Source organism: Rhodopseudomonas telluris, assembly GCF_042432815.1.
GTDB classification, from domain to species: domain Bacteria; phylum Pseudomonadota; class Alphaproteobacteria; order Rhizobiales; family Xanthobacteraceae; genus Rhodopseudomonas; species Rhodopseudomonas telluris.
The window spans coordinates 1-17,132 of the sequence record NZ_JBHLWM010000001.1; the positions used below are offsets into that span (position 1 = coordinate 1).

The 17,132-nt window shown below is 66.7% G+C and carries 16 protein-coding genes and 1 other RNA gene; 12 read left to right on the forward strand and 5 right to left on the reverse strand.

The features are described from left to right. Positions 1–217 precede the first annotated feature (217 nt). On the reverse strand, positions 218–979 hold the full coding sequence (gene ubiG, locus ACFFJ6_RS00005; RefSeq protein ID WP_378383062.1) for a bifunctional 2-polyprenyl-6-hydroxyphenol methylase/3-demethylubiquinol 3-O-methyltransferase UbiG: 762 nt from the start codon (positions 977–979) through the stop codon (positions 218–220). A gap of 191 nt (positions 980–1,170) precedes the next feature. Between ubiG and ACFFJ6_RS00010 the strand changes: the two genes are divergently transcribed. The 5 genes from ACFFJ6_RS00010 to ACFFJ6_RS00030 all read left to right on the forward strand — a co-directional run bounded on the left by ACFFJ6_RS00010 (position 1,171) and on the right by ACFFJ6_RS00030 (position 8,339). Beyond that, positions 1,171–2,424, forward strand: coding sequence for an aspartate kinase (locus tag ACFFJ6_RS00010; protein ID WP_378383064.1), 1,254 nt, complete (start codon positions 1,171–1,173; stop codon positions 2,422–2,424). Between the two features lie 301 nt (positions 2,425–2,725). Next, positions 2,726–4,993: a phosphoenolpyruvate--protein phosphotransferase gene (ptsP, locus tag ACFFJ6_RS00015; RefSeq protein ID WP_378383066.1), complete on the forward strand. Its 2,268-nt coding sequence runs from the start codon at positions 2,726–2,728 to the stop codon at positions 4,991–4,993. Between the two features lie 65 nt (positions 4,994–5,058). Next, positions 5,059–6,147 (forward strand): peptide chain release factor 1, encoded by a 1,089-nt coding sequence (gene prfA, locus ACFFJ6_RS00020; RefSeq protein ID WP_378383068.1) that lies wholly within the window; start codon positions 5,059–5,061, stop codon positions 6,145–6,147. A gap of 35 nt (positions 6,148–6,182) precedes the next feature. After that, positions 6,183–7,061 (forward strand): peptide chain release factor N(5)-glutamine methyltransferase, encoded by an 879-nt coding sequence (prmC, locus tag ACFFJ6_RS00025; RefSeq protein ID WP_378383070.1) that lies wholly within the window; start codon positions 6,183–6,185, stop codon positions 7,059–7,061. Positions 7,062–7,634: 573 nt separating this feature from the next. Then, positions 7,635–8,339 (forward strand): DUF4167 domain-containing protein, encoded by a 705-nt coding sequence (locus tag ACFFJ6_RS00030; protein WP_378383072.1) that lies wholly within the window; start codon positions 7,635–7,637, stop codon positions 8,337–8,339. A 59-nt stretch (positions 8,340–8,398) separates the two neighbouring features. On the opposite strand, the gene ACFFJ6_RS00035 is transcribed toward ACFFJ6_RS00030, so the two are convergent. Then, positions 8,399–9,163: a class I SAM-dependent methyltransferase gene (locus ACFFJ6_RS00035; protein ID WP_378383074.1), complete on the reverse strand. Its 765-nt coding sequence runs from the start codon at positions 9,161–9,163 to the stop codon at positions 8,399–8,401. Positions 9,164–9,327: 164 nt separating this feature from the next. Here ACFFJ6_RS00035 and gloB point away from each other — a divergent pair, with 164 nt between their 5' ends. Next, the gene (gene gloB / locus ACFFJ6_RS00040; RefSeq protein ID WP_378383076.1) at positions 9,328–10,095 is read left to right on the forward strand and encodes a hydroxyacylglutathione hydrolase; all 768 of its coding nucleotides are present in this window, start codon (positions 9,328–9,330) and stop codon (positions 10,093–10,095) included. Next, entirely contained in the window at positions 10,092–10,532 is a 441-nt protein-coding gene (locus ACFFJ6_RS00045; RefSeq protein ID WP_378383078.1) for a cupin domain-containing protein, read from the forward strand. The genes gloB and ACFFJ6_RS00045 overlap by 4 nt, the downstream gene beginning before the upstream one ends. A 396-nt stretch (positions 10,533–10,928) precedes the next feature. Here ACFFJ6_RS00045 and ACFFJ6_RS00050 read toward each other — a convergent pair whose 3' ends face one another. The 3 genes from ACFFJ6_RS00050 to ACFFJ6_RS00060 are packed head-to-tail and all read right to left on the reverse strand — an operon-like array spanning position 10,929 to position 13,208. Beyond that, complete coding sequence (locus ACFFJ6_RS00050) at positions 10,929–11,858, reverse strand: sugar kinase (protein ID WP_378383080.1); 930 nt, start codon at positions 11,856–11,858, stop codon at positions 10,929–10,931. Beyond that, the gene (gene nudC, locus ACFFJ6_RS00055; protein ID WP_378383082.1) at positions 11,855–12,787 is read right to left on the reverse strand and encodes an NAD(+) diphosphatase; all 933 of its coding nucleotides are present in this window, start codon (positions 12,785–12,787) and stop codon (positions 11,855–11,857) included. The genes ACFFJ6_RS00050 and nudC overlap by 4 nt, the downstream gene beginning before the upstream one ends. A gap of 4 nt (positions 12,788–12,791) precedes the next feature. Continuing rightward, entirely contained in the window at positions 12,792–13,208 is a 417-nt protein-coding gene (locus tag ACFFJ6_RS00060; protein ID WP_378383084.1) for an HIT domain-containing protein, read from the reverse strand. Between the two features lie 229 nt (positions 13,209–13,437). Here ACFFJ6_RS00060 and ffs point away from each other — a divergent pair. The 5 genes from ffs to ACFFJ6_RS00085 all read left to right on the forward strand — a co-directional run bounded on the left by ffs (position 13,438) and on the right by ACFFJ6_RS00085 (position 17,040). After that, positions 13,438–13,534: signal recognition particle sRNA small type (gene ffs, locus ACFFJ6_RS00065), an RNA gene on the forward strand. A 160-nt stretch (positions 13,535–13,694) separates the two neighbouring features. Beyond that, the gene (locus ACFFJ6_RS00070) at positions 13,695–15,542 is read left to right on the forward strand and encodes a DNA polymerase III subunit gamma/tau (protein WP_378383086.1); all 1,848 of its coding nucleotides are present in this window, start codon (positions 13,695–13,697) and stop codon (positions 15,540–15,542) included. Between the two features lie 27 nt (positions 15,543–15,569). Beyond that, positions 15,570–15,890 (forward strand): YbaB/EbfC family nucleoid-associated protein, encoded by a 321-nt coding sequence (locus ACFFJ6_RS00075; RefSeq protein WP_054164717.1) that lies wholly within the window; start codon positions 15,570–15,572, stop codon positions 15,888–15,890. A 98-nt stretch (positions 15,891–15,988) separates the two neighbouring features. Then, positions 15,989–16,594, forward strand: coding sequence for a recombination mediator RecR (recR, locus tag ACFFJ6_RS00080; RefSeq protein WP_054164718.1), 606 nt, complete (start codon positions 15,989–15,991; stop codon positions 16,592–16,594). Positions 16,595–16,614: 20 nt separating this feature from the next. Continuing rightward, positions 16,615–17,040, forward strand: coding sequence for a hypothetical protein (locus ACFFJ6_RS00085; protein ID WP_378383089.1), 426 nt, complete (start codon positions 16,615–16,617; stop codon positions 17,038–17,040). Positions 17,041–17,132: the final 92 nt, after the last annotated feature.

Consider the following 17,132-nt stretch of genomic DNA (forward strand, 5'->3'; position numbering starts at 1 on the left):
CTATGATGTGTCGACTATGTCTCCGAACACCTGTCGGTCATGTCTCCGGGCTGAACATCAAGCCCGGCAATGACGGCGGGGGAGCGGAGGGGCTTTACGACAAACCCGCTGGACGCAGATCTGACGCAAAAACTCGCCCCAAAAAGAAGCGTCATGCGCGGGCTTGACCCGCGCATCCATCATCTTCGCAAGAACGCAATCCGTCGCGGAAGGATAACTACGGCGCCGTCTCCGCCACCACCATGTAGTTCACGTCCATGTCGGGCGAGAGTTTCCAGCGGTCGGCGAGCGGGTTGTAGACCATGCCGGACTGTTCGGTGACGACTAGCTGCATGCCGTTGAGGTGCTGCTCGAGTTCGGCCGGGGTGACGAACTTGTCCCATTGATGGGTGCCGCGCGGCAGCCAGCGCATCACATATTCGGCGCCGACGATCGCCAGCGCGAAGCTCTTCCAATTGCGGTTGAGGGTGGCGACCACCATCATGCCGGTCGGCTTCATCAGCGCCGCGCAGCGCGACAGGAAGGCGCCGACGTCGGTGACGTGTTCGATCACCTCCATCGCCAGCACGATGTCGAAGCGCTCGCGCGGGTCGATCTCCTCGACCATGATGTTGCGATAGTCGATCGCCAGATGCGACTTGTCGGCGTGCAGCTTGGCGGCCGCGATGTTGGTGGCCGAGGGGTCGATGCCGATCACCTGGGCGCCGAGCCGGGTAAACGGCTCGCACAGCAGACCGGCGCCGCAGCCAATGTCCAGCATCCGCAGCCCGGACAGGCAGCTCAGGCTCTTGGCGTTGCGGTCGAACTTGCGGCAGGCGGCATCGCGGATGAAGCTGATCCGCAGCGGGTTGATCCGGTGCAGCGGCGCCATCTTGCCGGTCGGGTCCCACCATTCGGCCGACAGTTTGGAGAATTTGGCGATCTCGGCGGGGTCGACGGTCGACGTCGGCGCGCCGGAGGTCTCGTTTTGCAATGCCATAGCGATACGCCGTGCTCCCAGAATGCGTGGCCCGCGCCATGCCGCGGGCACCCCAACCCTGCCCCGGTTCCGCCCGGCCCGTTCGGTTGCTTGCCCGAAACCGCGCCGCTGTGTATACGCGCCACGCGGCTGCCGACTGGCGGATTCCGCGCCATCCATACTCGTTGTCTGCAGGGATTGCACTATTCGTCATGGGCCGGCTGGTGATGAAATTCGGCGGCACGTCCGTCGCCAATATCGAGCGCATCCAGAACGTCGCGCGCCATGTGAAACGCGAGGTCGACGCGGGCCATGAGGTCGCCGTGGTGGTGTCGGCCATGGCCGGCAAGACCAACGAGCTGGTCGCCTGGTGCACCGAAGCCTCTCCGATGCACGACGCTCGCGAATACGACGCGGTGGTGGCGTCCGGCGAGCAGGTGACGTCGGGACTTCTCGCGATCGCCCTGCAGGCGTTGGGTATCCAGGCACGGTCCTGGCAGGGCTGGCAGCTCCCGATCCGCACCAGCGACGCTCATGCGTCCGCCCGGATCGTCGACATCGACGGCAGCGAGATCATCAAGCGGTTCGATGAACGCAAGGAAGTGGCGGTGATCGCCGGCTTCCAGGGCATCAATGCCGAGACCAATCGCATCACCACGCTCGGCCGCGGCGGCTCCGACACCTCGGCGGTGGCGATCGCGGCGGCGCTGAAGGCGGATCGCTGCGACATCTACACCGACGTCGATGGCGTCTACACCACCGACCCGCGGGTGGTGCCGAAAGCCAAGCGGCTCGACAAGGTGGCGTTCGAGGAGATGCTGGAGCTCGCCTCGCAGGGCGCCAAGGTGCTCCAGGTCCGCTCGGTCGAACTCGGCATGGTCTACAACGTGCCGATCTTCGTGCGCTCTTCCTTCGACAAACCCGAAGATATCGATCCGCACGGCACGCCGCCGGGCACGCTGATCTGCAGCGAGGAGAAAATCATGGAGAACCACGTCGTCACCGGCATCGCCTTCTCGAAGGACGAGGCCCAGATCTCGGTCCGCCGGATCGAGGACAAGCCGGGGGTGGCGGCGTCGATCTTCGGGCCGCTGGCGGATGCCAACATCAACGTCGACATGATCGTCCAGAACGTGTCGGAAGACGGCAAGACCACCGACCTGACCTTCACAGTGCCGGCCGCCGATTTCGCCCGCGCCAAGCAGACCATCACCTCGGCACAGGACAAGATCGGCTACGCCCGCTTCGACTCAGAGACCGACGTCGCCAAGGTGTCGGTGATCGGCTCGGGGATGCGGAGCCATGCCGGCGTCGCAGCCCAGGCTTTCGCGGCGCTGGCGGCGCGCAACATCAACATTCGTGCGATCACGACCTCGGAGATCAAGTTCTCGGTGCTGATCGATGCGGCCTATACCGAGCTCGCGGTTCGGACGTTGCATACGTTGTATGGATTGGATCAAGTTTAGAACAATTTTGTAGTGATTTAAGGCGGCGCGCGGCGCGGCTCGCGGCCGCCCGTGGCAGGCGTTTTGCTTGGCAAATCAAGCCTCAATTCGCTATACGGCCTGAAGGGCGTGCGGCGTCGGCGATGCGGCTAAAGAGTCGGTTTGTGTTGCGTTGCGAAGGCCGGTCGGCGGGCGGTGAAGCGGCCTGCTCCGGCTAGCGTCGGGACCGGCGGACTCGCTGCCGGTCACGTTGGCGGCGAAAGGGATTGTCGTCGGCGCCGTTATCGGCGGCGGTGAGTCATTTCAGGGGAGATGTCGGCACATGCGGAGCACGTCGGGCGGCCCCCGCGTCTTGCTGAGACGGCTCCGTGAAACCATGGCGGAGCAAGTCTCCGCGCAGGAACGGCTGGACAAGATCGTCGTCCTGATCGCCGCCAACATGGTGGCGGAGGTGTGCTCCACCTACGTGCTGCGCGTCGACAACACGCTCGAACTCTACGCCACCGAAGGTCTGAACCGCGAAGCTGTGCACCAGACCGTGCTGAGCGCCCATGAGGGCCTGGTCGGCCTGGTGGCGTCCGAAGCGACGCCGCTGAATCTCTCCGACGCGCAGAGCCATCCGGCGTTCTCGTTCCGCCCGGAAACCGGCGAAGAAATCTATCACTCGTTCCTCGGCGTGCCGATCCTGCGCGCCGGCAACACGCTCGGCGTGCTGGTGGTGCAGAACCGCGCCAAGCGCACTTACGTCGAGGAAGAAGTCGAGGCGCTGCAGACCACCGCGATGGTGCTGGCCGAGATGATCGCGTCGGGCGAACTCTCGGCGCTGGCGCAGCCCGGCGCCGAGCCCGCGGCGCGGCACTCGATTCACAAGACCGGCGCGGTGCTGTCCGACGGCATCGCGCTCGGCCACGTCGTGCTGCACGAGCCGCGGGTCGTCATCACCAACTACATCGCCGAGGATCTGCCGAAGGAGATCAAGCGACTCGATACCGCGCTCGCCAATCTGCGCTCGGATCTCGACCGCATGCTGGAGCGCGGCGACGTCGCCGACGGCGGCGAGCATCGCGACGTGCTCGAAGCCTATCGGATGTTCGCCAACGACCACGGCTGGTCGCACAAGTTGCACGAAGCGGTGGCGACCGGCCTCACCGCCGAAGCCGCGGTCGAGCGCGTGCAGTCGGATACGCGCGCGCGGATGCTGCGGTCGACCGATCCGTATTTGCGCGAGCGGCTGCACGATCTCGAGGATCTCGGCCATCGGCTGATGCGCCAGCTGGTCGGCCAGAACCACGCGCCGTCGCGCGAGCAACTGCCCGAGAACGCCATCCTGATCGCGCGCTCGATGGGCCCCGCGGCGCTGCTCGACTATGACCGCAAGCGGCTGCGCGGCCTCGTGCTCGAGGAGGGCACCGCCAATTCGCACGTCGCGATCGTGGCGCGCGCGCTGGGCATCGCCGCGGTCGGCGAAGTGCCGAACGCGCCGGGCATCGCCGACCCGGGCGACGGGATCATCGTCGACGCAACATCCGGCTCGATCTATGTGCGGCCATCGGCCGAAATCGAAGCCGCCTATGCGGAGCGCGTGCGTTTTCGCGCCCGGCGGCAGGCGCAGTACTCGGCGCTGCGCGATCTGCCCTGCGTCACCAAGGACGGCCAGCCGGTCGATCTGATGATCAATGCGGGTCTGGCGATCGACCTGCCGCATATCGAGGACACGGGGTCGTCCGGCATCGGCCTGTTCCGCACCGAGCTGCAGTTCATGATCGGCCAGAGCCTGCCGCGGTCGAGCGACCAGCTCGCGTTGTATCGCGCCGTGCTCGACGCCGCCGGCAACAAGCCGGTGACGTTCCGCACGCTCGATATCGGCGGCGACAAGGCGCTGCCCTACATGGAAACGGTGGTCGAGGAGAATCCCGCGCTCGGCTGGCGCGCGATCCGGCTCGGGCTCGACCGCCCCGGCCTGCTGCGCAGCCAGATCCGCGCACTGCTGCGCGCCGGCGGCGGACGCTATCTGCGCATCATGTTCCCGATGGTCTCCGAGGTCGCCGAGTTCGACGCCGCCAAGTCGATCGTCGAGCGCGAACTGACCTATCTGCGCCAGCACGGCCATACGCTGCCGGAGCGCGTCGATGTCGGCACCATGGTCGAGGTGCCGGCGCTGCTGTATCAGCTCGACGAACTGCTCAAGAAAGTCGACTTCGTCTCGGTCGGCTCCAATGACCTGTTCCAGTTCCTGTTCGCGGTCGATCGCGGCAACTCCAAAGTGTCGGACCGGTTCGATACGTTGTCGGCGCCGATCCTGCGGGCGCTGCGCGACATCGTCCGCAAGGGTAAGGCGGCCAAGCGCTCGGTGTCGCTGTGCGGCGAGATGGCGTCACAGCCCCTGGCCGCGTTGGCGCTGATCGCGATCGGCTATCGTTCGCTGTCGGTGTCGGCGCTGTCGCATGGCCCGGTAAAGGCGATGATTCTCGAGCTCGACGCCGCCAAAGCCGAGGCGGCGATCTCGCCGCTGCTCGATCTGCCGGCCGGCAGCGTCTCGATCCGCGACAAGCTAGCGGAATTTGCCGAGGCGCACCGGCTTCCGTTGTAGCGACGCTGCTGTGTGACGACGCCGTCGTTCGCCGCTTTGCCGTATCCGTTCTTCGAGATCGATCCATGTCCCACCTGCCCGAAGCCAAGCTCGACGTTCTCCTCGCGCACCATGCCGCGCTCGAAGCGCAACTGATGGGCGGCGATGTCGGCGCTGCCGACTATGTACGGATCACCCGCGAGCTGTCCGAGCTCAACCCGCTGATCGAGGCGGTGAAGTCCTATCGCGAAGTCCGCGACGAACTCGGCGAGATGGACGAACTGCTCGAAGATCCGGACACCGAGCCGGAGATGCGCGCCATGGCCGAGGCCGAGCGCGACGCGCTCGACGCGCACCGGGACGAACTGATCCAGCAGATCCGCGTGGCGCTGCTGCCCAAGGACGCGATGGACGACCGCAACGTCATGCTGGAAATCCGCGCCGGTACCGGCGGCGACGAGGCGTCGCTGTTCGCCGGCGATCTGTTCCGGATGTACGAGAAGTTTGCCGCGCTGCAGGGCTGGACCGTCGAAGTGATTTCGGCGAGCGAAGGCACCGTCGGCGGCTTCAAGGAAATCATCGCCGAGGTGAAGGGCCGAGGCGCCTTCGCCAAGTTGAAGTTCGAGTCCGGCGTGCATCGCGTGCAGCGTGTGCCTGATACCGAGACGCAAGGGCGCATCCACACCTCGGCGGCGACCGTGGCGGTGCTGCCCGAGGTCGAGGAAGTCGACGTCGACATCAAGCCGGATGATCTCAAGATCGATACCATGCGGGCGCAGGGCGCCGGCGGTCAGCACGTCAACAAGACCGAATCGGCGATCCGGATCACCCACCTGCCGACCGGCATCGTGGTGATGATGCAGGACAGCCGCTCGCAGCATAAGAACCGCGCGTCGGCGATGAACATCCTGCGCTCGCGCATCTACGATGCCGAACAGCAACGGCTCGACGCGGCGCGCTCCGCCGAGCGCAAGGCCAAGGTCGGGTCCGGCGATCGCTCCGAGCGGATCCGCACCTACAACTTCCCGCAGGGCCGGGTGACCGACCATCGCATCAACTTGACGCTGTACAAGCTGCCGCAAGTCATCGCCGGCGAAGCGCTGGGCGAACTGATCGACGCGCTCACCACCGAGCACCAGGCCGCCCAGCTCGCGGCGCAAAGCGACGCCGCGTGACCAGCGGCGCCGATGCCCCGGCAAAGGCGGCCTCGGTGACGATTGCGCTCCAGGGCCTGACGCTGGCGGCGGCGCGCCGCGCGGTTGGAAAGCTGTTCAAGGATGCCGGCCTCGACTCTCCTGACCTCGATGCGCGGTTGCTGATTGGCGAGGTCACCGGCCTCGATCTCACCGGCCTGGTTTCGCAAGCCGATCGGCTGCTCACTCCGCCGGAGGCCGAGCGGCTCGCAGCCTTTGCGGCCCGGCGCCTTGCCGGGGAGCCGGTGGCGCGGATTCTGGGCACGCGCGAGTTCTGGGGACTGCCGCTGAAGCTTGGTCCCGACACGCTGGTGCCGCGCCCCGACACCGAGACCGTAGTCGAAGTGGCGCTGGAGTTCCTTCGCGCCGAAGCCCGCTCGCAGCCGCGTATTCTCGACATCGGCACCGGTTCCGGCGCCATCCTGCTGGCGTTGCTCAGCGAGTGCCGCGGTGCGACCGGCGTCGCGACCGATATCAACTTCGCAACGCTTCACATCGCCCGCGCCAACGCTGGCGCGCTCGGCCTTGCCGATCGCGCGGGCTTCGTGTCCTGTGACTACGTGTCGGCGCTCAGCGGCCCGTTCGACCTGATCGTCTCCAACCCGCCGTACATTCCGGCGGCCGACATCGCGGCGCTCGATACCGAGGTGCGGGACCACGATCCTCGCCGGGCGCTCGACGGCGGCCCCGATGGCCTCGAGGCCTATCGCCGGATCGCGCCCGAATCGGTGCGATTGCTGCGGCCGGGGGGCGCGCTGGTGGTCGAGATCGGGCAGGGCCAGAGCGACGACGTCGCCGCCCTGATGCGGGCTGCCGGGCTGACCGTTGTCGAGCCGCCGCGCGCGGATCTGGCAGGCGTTTTGCGGGTTGTCTCCGGCCGCAAATTGCCCGCTTAACGTCGGAATAGATTGCAAAAAACGCTTGGAAAATCGGTCGAGAGCGACTACGTTCCGACCAGCACATCAGGCCAAGCCTGACTGGTCCCGCGGGTCCGCGGTCATAGGCCAGAAAAGAACAGAGTTCTTATCGAGAACCCGGTTGCCGAGGGTTCCAAACCAGCGGATCGATTGAGCGCAGGGGCTTTGAACCAGCCGTGCTGCTCGCGACCGCGGAGCGAATGAAAGCCTGATTTTACGCTTGAAGAACTCACGCAAGCGAAGCTGAGCCTGCTGCGGCGGGTTCGTTGTTGGGTCCGGCCGGCGCGGCACGGCGCGCTCCGGAGTTGGGGAACGCGTCTTTGTTGAACGCGACACGCGGTGCTGACGATACCGAGCGGGTCACTGTTGCGGATAGGCCGCCTGCGCCGTGCATCGGTGGCCGGATATCCTTGCACGCCCTGGCGGTCAGCCGTGGGATGACGATCGGGCTCACGGCCCATTCAGGCTCCGAATTTGGCTTCAGGGCGATCAGAGGCCTTTGAAAATACTCAGCACCATCGGGACATATCGGACTCGGTAAAAAGGTAAGACATGAGAAACGGGCAGAACAATAAGCGGCTGCGGAACCGGAATAACGGCGGCAATAACAACAATAACAATCGGCGCGGCCAGAACCCGATGACCCGGGTGTTCGAATCCAACGGCCCCGATATCAAGATCCGCGGCACCGCCTCTCATGTCGCCGAGAAATACGTCCAGCTTGCTCGTGATGCGCGCTCGTCCGGAGATCCGGTTGCAGCGGAGAATTATTATCAGCATGCCGAGCACTACTTTCGTCTGATCGCTGCCGCGCAGGAGCAGTTCCGGCAGAACCAGCCGCAGCAGCAGCTGCCGCGGATCGACAACGACATGTCGGACGGCGAGGACGACGAGACCGATTACTCGAACTTCGGCGCCGAGCCGGGCCTCGTTCCGGCGCAGCCGCAGCCGCAATATCAACCCCGTGAACAGCCTCAGTTCCAGCCCCGCGAGCAGCCACAGCCGCGCGAGCATCGCCCGCAGCCGCAGTTCACCCCGCGTGCCGAGCAGCCGCAGCCGAGCATCGATGCCGGCGTCGACCGCCTGCCGTCGTTCATCACGGGACCGCAGCCGCAAGTGCCTCCCGCAGCGTTCGAAGGCGCGGGCGGCGGTGAACGCTTCCCGCCCCGCCGGCGGCGCCGTCCGCATACGCCGCGTGGCGAAGCCGCTGCCGCAGCGGCGCCTGCGCCGGCCGAGGACGCCTCGCGCGGCGAGTAACGCCGCGTTTTCCTACGATTGGTCCTAAGGGTCGCGCTTCGGCGCGGCCCTTTTGCGTTTCAGCGTGGCCGCAGTGGCAGGTCGGGATCGTCCGCTTGCATCGGGGACGGCACCAGCGACGGCTCGAGCGACGGGATCAGCCGGATGCGCTCGCGCTTGGCCGGCAGCGGCCGGACCACCTGCTTGGTGGCTTCCACCACATGCACCCCGGCCAGCGGCAGCGAGGTTGCGCCGCCGATTCGTTCCCAGGCCGGCGCCGATCGCATCAGCCAGCCCTGCTCCAGTGGCGGCACGAACAGTGCTTCGCTCCAGCCGACCGGCGTGAACCAGGTTCGGCGCAGCAGATCGGAAATCTGCGAGCGCGAATACGGTCGGCCGTGGCCGAACGGTGTGTTGTCGATCCGCGCCCAGACGCCGCGGCGATTCGGCACCACCGCCAGCAGTCGTCCCGACGGCGCCAGCACCCGCCACACTTCGCGCAGCAGCGCCTCCGGATCGTCGGACATCTCGAGCGAATGCACCAGCAGGATGCGGTCGACCGCGGCATCGGGCAGCGGCAGCGCGCGCTCTTCGACCAAAGTCGACAACGTGGCACGGGCCGTCGGCCACTTCAGCACGCCCTGGGCAGCCGGCATGAACGCGATACAGCGTTCGCAATTGTCACGAAACAGGCCGAGATACGGCGTCGGATAGCCGAGCCCGAGGACGCGCTGGCCCTTCGCGTCCTGCCATCGTTTCTGGATACCGCGGTTGATGAGGCGCCGCGCGACCACGCCGAGCCGGCTGGAGTAGAATTCGCGCAGGTTGACCACATCCATCGTCATGGACGGCTTTTACCATGCCGACATCGCGTCCGGCAAAGCGACGGTGTGCAGCGGGCTGCGGTGTGTCCCGCGTTTCATCCGCCTTGCCCTCCGTGATAGACTATCGTCGTGTTCGACCGACGACCGCCTGCCGCGCGGCGTCCGGTCCAATCCCGGGAGAATTCATGGCCGCCGACATCCGCATCGTTCCCTGTCTCTCCGACAATTTCGGCTATCTGGTGCACGATCCAGCGACCGGCGCCACCGCGTCGATCGACGCGCCGGAAGCCGCGCCGCTGATCGCGGCGCTCGAGAAGGAAGGCTGGAAGCTGACGGACATTCTCGTCACCCATCACCACGGCGATCATGTCGGCGGCATCGCCGAGCTGAAGCAGAAGTATCAGTGCCGCGTCGTCGCGCCGCACGACGCCAACGCCAAGATCGCCGATGTCGACCTGCGGGTCGAGGAGGGCGACGTCGTCAAGGTGGGCGGACTGTCCGCGCGCGTGTTCGAGACGCCGGGCCACACGCTCGATCACATTTCCTACGTGTTCGACGACGACCGCGTGCTGTTCGCTGCCGACACGCTGTTCTCGATCGGCTGCGGCCGGGTGTTCGAGGGCACCTATCCGATGATGTGGGAGTCGCTGCTCAAGCTGCGGGCTTTGCCGGACGACTACAAACTGTATTGCGGCCACGAATACACCGCCTCCAACGTCAAGTTCGCACTGACCATCGAGCCCGACAACGCCGCGCTGCAGGCGCGCGCCAAGCAGGTCGAGCAGCAGCGCGCGGCCGGCCAGCCGACTATTCCGGTGACGCTCGGCGAGGAGAAGCAGGCCAACGTATTCCTGCGCGCCGACGTGCCGTCGGTCGCGGCGGCGGTGGGTCTCGCGGGTGAAAGCGCCGCCGATGTGTTCGGCGAGATTCGCGAGCGCAAGAACAACTCGTGATCAGCTCGTCTCTGACCGCAGCCGAGGTGATTGATCGGCTGGATCTGCAGCCGCATCCCGAAGGCGGTCATTACCGCGAGACGTTTCGCGACCCGCGCTGCGACCCTGGTGGCCGCAGCTGCTCGACCGCGATCTACTTCCTGCTGGCGCGCGGCGAACGTTCGCACTGGCACCGCATCGATGCGGTCGAGATCTGGCACTACTACGCGGGCGCGCCGCTGACGCTCGAGATCGCCGACGACAACGGTGCCCGCGCGCTGACGCTGGGGCCGGATGTCGCCGCGGGCCAGCTGCCGCAAGCCATCGTGCCACCGCACGCTTGGCAGGCGGCCGCTGCCATCGGCGAGTGGACGCTGGTCGGCTGCACGGTGGCGCCAGGATTCCAGTTCGAGCATTTCGAGCTGGCGCCGCCGGGCTGGTCGCCAGAGGAGGCGTGACGTCGTCGGAGCTGGCGATCTGAAGCCGGACGCTCGCCCCTCTCACCATCGTCATCGCCCGACTTGATCGGGCGACCCAGTATCGCAGAGCGCTCGCTGATTGGCACTGCACCTGTCGCTAACGCTCTGGGATACTAGGTCCTCCGCTTTCGCGGAGGATGACGGCAGAGAATGTGGCTGGCTTGGCCACTGTCACTTCCGCCTTCGCAGGGGATAACGACGCACTTCTGGCACCCCCTCGCCCCCGTAAACGACGTCATGCGCGGGCTTGACCCGCGCATCCATCTCGCGCGCGCTGGGCAAAGAGTCTTTGTGAAGAGGATGGATTGCCGGGGCGAGCCCGGCAATGACGACTGTGGTCGTGAGCGTGCGTTCGCTCAGTCGCGTCCACGCTGATTACTTCGCCTTGTCGGCGAGAAACGCCTCGACTTCTGCCCGGCTCGGGCACGCAAATGCGCCTCCCGGCCGGGTGCATTTCAGCGCGGCGGCGGCCGAGGCGAAGCGCAGCGCGCTCGGGATGTCCTGGCCTTCGCTGAAGGCCACCGCGAAGCCGCCGTGGAAGATATCGCCGGCGCCGAGGGTGTCGACGACGTGCACCGGGTAGGCTGGCGTCTCCTGGAATTGCTGGTGGTCGTCGAGCCACAGCGTGCCTTTCGGGCCGCGGGTGACGGCGACGAAGGCGTGGGTCAGCGCCGCGACCTTCTTCAGCGCCGCCTCGTCGTCCTCGACGCCGGCGGTGGCATGCAGTGCTTCGGCCGAGAAGATCAGATGCGATGATGCCGTGAGCAAGCCCTGATTCAGCGACATCGCGCTGTCGATATCGACCACCACCGGAATGCCGCGCTTGCGCGCTTCGGCGCACAGCGGCGTCGCGAAGGCGCCACAGCGGCTCTCGATCATGATGGCGTCGCAGTCGGCCAGCAGCTCGTCGGCGGCCGGCAGCTCGACGTCCCACAGCTTCGGATCGCGAAAGGTGACGATGGTGCGCTCGCCGGTCGGATCGACCAGCACGGCGGAGATCGGCGTCACCAAACCCGGCATGTGGATCAGCCCGGAGGTCCCGATGCCTTCCTCTGCGAGCTTGTCGAAGATGAAGCGCGACGCCGCTTCGCCGGAATCGCCCATCGGGCCGCACATCCGCGCCGTGCCGCCGAGCCGGGCGATGCCGATGCCGGCATTGAGCGCGTTGCCGCCGCAGATTTCCTGATAGGCGCTCGCCGGCACCTTGTAGCCGCGACCCGGCACAGCCTCGATCCGGAAGGTGAGGTCGCGCACCGGGATGCCGATGCACAGGACGCGCGGATTGGACTTGGCGGTGAGGGTCATGAGTGTCCTTCCAGCCAGCGGCCGACGAGGTGATGCGCGATTGCGAACGGATGCGGTCCGGCCAGCCCGTCGGGGTGCTCGCGCTTGATCATCAGCGTGGCTTCTTCGCGCGAGAACCACCGCGCGTCTTCGAGTTCGGTGAGATCGACGGTGATGTCCTCGCTGGTGGCGATCGCAGTACAACCGATCATCAACGAAGATGGGTAAGGCCAGGGCTGCGTCATGTAGTAGCGCACGTCGCTGCAGCGGATGCCGGACTCCTCGAAGATCTCGCGGCGGACCGCGTCCTCGATCGTCTCGGCGGCCTCGACAAAGCCGGCGAGGCACGAATACATCCCGGGCGGAAACTGCTTCTGGCGGCCGAGCAGGCATTTTTCGCCGGCCGTCACCAGCATGATCACCACCGGGTCGGTGCGCGGGAAATGCTCGGCCTTGCAGCTCGGACAGTCGCGCTTCCAGCCGCCTTGCGACATCGACGTGCGGGCGCCGCAATTGGCGCAGAAGCCATGGCGCTGGTGCCAGTTGACCAGCGACTTCGCCACCGCGATGGCGGCGAGCTGGTCGGGCGGCAACACGCCCTGCATCGCCATGCCGCGCAGCTCGGCGAGGCCGGCGTCGGGCCGGCCGATCAGCTTCTCAGCCGCTGGCGCGCCGATGCCCATGCCGAACACCGCGGCGCCGTCGCGCAGGCCGAGAAAGATCGTGCCGGCATTGGCGCCGAGCGAAATCGCTTCCTTGATGGTCAAGAGCGCGCGGGTGCCGCCGTCCTCGTGCTTCACCAGCAGCGAATCGCGATGCACCACATAGGCGCGCGTGTCGCTCTTGTCCTCCATCGCCATCAGCTTGGCGTCGTTCATGCGCAGATGCGCGGCGCGGTCGAGCACATGGCTGACGAAGGCCGGCTGGCCGAGTGGGAAGGCGCTGCTCATCGGTTTACCCCAGCCAGATTTTGCGCCGGAGCGCGCTGATGAATTGTTGCACTTCTTCCGGATCGTGCGGCAGCGGCGGCATCACGCCCCAGACCGGGCGCGGCCAGGCCGCATCGCTGGAGCGCCGCGCGATGATGTGGACATGGAGCTGCGGCACCATGTTGCCGAGCGCGGCGATGTTCAGCTTGTCGCATTTGGTGATCTCCTTCAGCGCCCGTCCGACCCGGGAGATCTCGGTCATCAGCTGCGCCTGCTCGACTTCGTCGAGGTCGATGATCTCGACCGCGCCGGCCCGGCGCGGCACCAGCAGCAGCCACGGGTAATGCGCGTCCTTGATCACCAGGACGCGGCTGAGCGGCAGATCGCCGATGTTGATGGTGTCTTTTTCGAGCTGCGAGCTCAGCGACCAGTCGGAGGACATTGAGGTTCCATCGGCCCTTATGGGCGGGCTCTTGCGTGCGGGGAGGCGCGTCCGTCCGCATCCATACCAAGCCGGCTGCGGCGGCGGAAGCGGCGGGACGCGCCGGGAGCATCGTCTGGCGCATGCCGGCTGCGCGCCGATCCAGGCATCTTTGCCTCGGTTTAGCCGAAGGTCCAAAGCCGGGCGGAGCGGCTTGCATTCGGCCGGGTTTGGCTCCAAATAGGGACCGGGAGATTGGCGGTGGACGAGCCACTCGCCAACCGGGTCAGGTCCGGAAGGAAGCAGCCCTAACGAGGTCCGGATCGGGTCGCTCGTCAGTCTCCTACCTAATTTTTCGGCCGCCTGCCGGCCGCTCGAAGGTGGTGTTACCCCGGCGGAAGCCGGGTCTGCGTGGGGTGATCCGGTCAGCCGCATGAACCTGCCCCGCCGTCACCCCGCTCCGTTCCGCAATCCGGCCCCGACACTCACAGCATTGCGGACTGACCGATGAGCGATTCTGGCGTTCCCGCCGACAATCCGACGCCCTTGACGGCGACCGAGGCTGCCTCTCCGGCTGGCGCCTATCGGGTGCTGGCACGCAAATATCGTCCCAACAGCTTCGAAGATCTGATCGGCCAGGAAGCGGTGGTGCGCACCGTCTCCAACGCGTTCGACACCGGACGGATTCCGCAGGCCTGGATCCTCACCGGCGTCCGCGGGGTCGGCAAGACCACCACGGCGCGCATCCTGGCGCGGGCGCTGAACTATGAGATGGCGGACGGCTCGGTGAAGGGGCCGACCATCCACATGCCGGTGCACGGCGTGCACTGCAAGGCGATCATGGAAAGCCGGCACATGGACGTGCTGGAAATGGACGCCGCCTCGCACACCGGCGTCGACGATGTCCGCCAGATCAACGACAGCGTGCGCTACGCGCCGGCCAGCGCGCGCTACAAGGTCTACATCATCGACGAAGTCCACATGCTGTCGACGGCGGCGTTCAACGCCTTCCTGAAGACGCTTGAGGAGCCGCCGGAGCACGCCAAATTCGTGTTCGCCACCACCGAGATCCGCAAAGTCCCGGTGACGGTGCTGTCGCGCTGCCAGCGCTTCGACCTGCGCCGCGTGGAAGCCGACGTGCTGATGACGCATCTCGGCAATATCGCCCAGAAGGAAGGCGTCGAGGTCGAGCCGGAAGCGCTCGGCGTCATCGCCCGCGCGGCCGAAGGCTCGGTGCGCGATTCGCTGTCGTTGTTCGACCAGGCGATCGCTCACGCGGCGGGTCTGGTTCGTGCCGATGCGGTCCGCCAGATGCTCGGCCTTGCCGACCGCACGCGCGTGATCGAGCTGTTCGATGCGCTGGCGCGCGGCGACATTGCGGCGGCGTTCGCGGAATTTCGCGATCAGTACGACACCGGCGCCGATCCGGTGGTGGTGCTCAGCGATCTTGCCGAATTCGTCAATTTCGTCACCCGCGTGAAGATCGTGCCGGCGATCGCCGACAATGTCGCGTTCGGCGAGACCGAGCGACTGCGCGGCCGCGACTTCGCCGCCAAGCTGTCGATGCGGGTGCTGTCGCGGATGTGGCAGATGCTGCTCAAGGGCATCGCCGAGGTGCAGGGCGCGACGCGCCCGGCCGCGGCCGCCGAGATGGTGCTGGTGCGGATCGCCTATGCGGCCGATCTGCCGACACCGGACGAGGCGATCCGGATGATCGAGCAGGGCGGCGGCGGTTCGCTGCCGTCCAGCGGCAGTGCGCCGCGCGGCGCGCCGTCGGCTGCGCCCTCGTCGATGGCCTCCTCGACCCCGAACTATGCGGCGCCGGTTGCGATGATGTCGCGTGGCGGCGCGACGATGAGCCAGCCGTCGATGGCGCGGCCGCAGCCGAGCGCGCCTGCCGCGCCGCAACCCGACCCCGGGGTGCTGAAGATCACCAGCTTCCCGCAGCTCGTCGCGCTCGCCTCCGAGAAACGCGACGTGATGACCCGGATGGCGCTGGAAGCCGACGTCCGGCTGGTGCGGATCGAGGACGGCCGGCTCGAACTGGCGCTGGAGCGCACCGCCTCGCGCAGCCTGATCAGCGACCTCGGCCGCAAGCTGGAGCAATGGACCGGCCGGCGCTGGACCGTGGTGATTTCCAACGAGCCCGGCCAGCCGACGCTGCGATCGCAGAACGAGGCGATCAAGAACGAGCGCGAACGCGCCGCCGAGAACGATCCCCGGGTGCAGGAAGTGCTGGCGCGCTTTCCCGGCGCGAAGGTGTTGGAGGTGCGGCGGCTCGCCGCCGAGCCGGCAGAGACCGATGCTGCTATCGAAGGCGCGGTCGAGCCGGTCGAGGAAGACGACGACTTTTAAGTTTTCAAATCTGAGAAGGAACCGATCATGGCTGATTTTCTCGGCATGATGAAGCAGGCCGCGCAGCTGCAGTCGAAGATGAAGGCGATGCAGGACGAACTCGACCAGATCGAGGTCGAGGGTCTGTCCGGCGGCGGCCTCGTCAAGGTGCGGATGACCGCCAAGATGGAAGTGCGCGGAATCTCGATCGATCCTTCGCTGGTGAAGCCCGACGAGGTCGGCGTGCTGGAAGATCTGGTGATCGCCGCGCTCGGCGACGCCCATCGCAAGGCGGAAGCCGCGATGCAGGAGAAGATGAAGGCGCTGACCGGCGGCCTCGGCCTGCCGCCCGGGCTCGGTCTGGGCTAGTCTTCCGCACGACCGATTCGCAATCTCACGTCGCCGACCGGCAGTCGCCACCGCGTCTGCCGTCGCTTTGATTCACCGACACGAATGGTGCCGTCCCGATGGCGATTGCGGTCGCAGGTCCGGAGATCGAACGTCTGATCCAGTTGCTGGCGCGTCTGCCGGGCCTCGGCCCGCGTTCAGCGCGCCGCGCGGCGCTGCATCTGATCAAGAAGCGCGACGCGCTGATGGGCCCGCTCGCCGCGGCGCTCCAGGTCGCGATCGACAAGATCCAGGTGTGCAAGACCTGCGGCAACATCGACACGCAGAATCCCTGCACGGTGTGCACCGATCCGCGGCGCGATCCGTCGATCATCGTGGTGGTGGCCGACGTCGCCGATCTGTGGGCGCTCGAACGCGCTTCTGCCACGAACGGCCGCTACCACGTGCTCGGCGCGACGCTGTCCCCCCTCGACGGCGTCGGCCCCGACGATCTGACCATCGATGCGCTGGTGGCGCGCGCCCATGATCCTGCGGTCAGCGAGATCATTCTGGCGCTCAACGCCACCGTCGACGGCCAGACCACAGCACATTACGTCACCGACCTCCTGCAGGACGCCAACGTGAAAGTGACGCGGCTCGCCCACGGCGTGCCGGTCGGCGGCGAACTCGACTATCTCGACGAAGGCACGCTGTCGGCCGCGATGCGGCAGCGGACCCTGTTCTGAACGATGCGGAAGTGGACCCGATGATCGACCGACTGCTCAAGCCCTCGCTGATTCTCGCCGCGCTCGCCTGTCTTTCCACCTCGCCTGCGGCGGCGCAGGGCACCGACAGTCAGGCCTCGCTGCCGAAGCCGACCGCCATGAAGGCCGGCGACGTGCTCAGCGGCGAACTCTCCGCGATGCGCTCGCGAGCGAACGCCAAGGGCAAGAAGGTGCCGGTGTATCAGCTCGTCAGCGAGCCGCGCCGGCTGCCGCCGCCGGCCGGCCTGTGCAATCTCGAGAACGGCCCGGAGACGTTCCAGATCGTGCCGGCCGGCGACAGCCAGGCCGCGCAACTGAAATCTCATCTCGGCAAGCAGGTGTCGCTGAAGGTCGAAGCCGTCGCCTGCGCCGAGGAGGCGGGGCAATACAGCGAGGCGGTCGTCACCAAATGGAGCCTGGTGAAGTAAGCGCCATCGTATGACGCGTCATTGCGAGGAGGCGCAGCCGACGAAGCAATCCAGTCCCGTGTACCGAGCCCATGGATTGCTTCGCTTCGCTC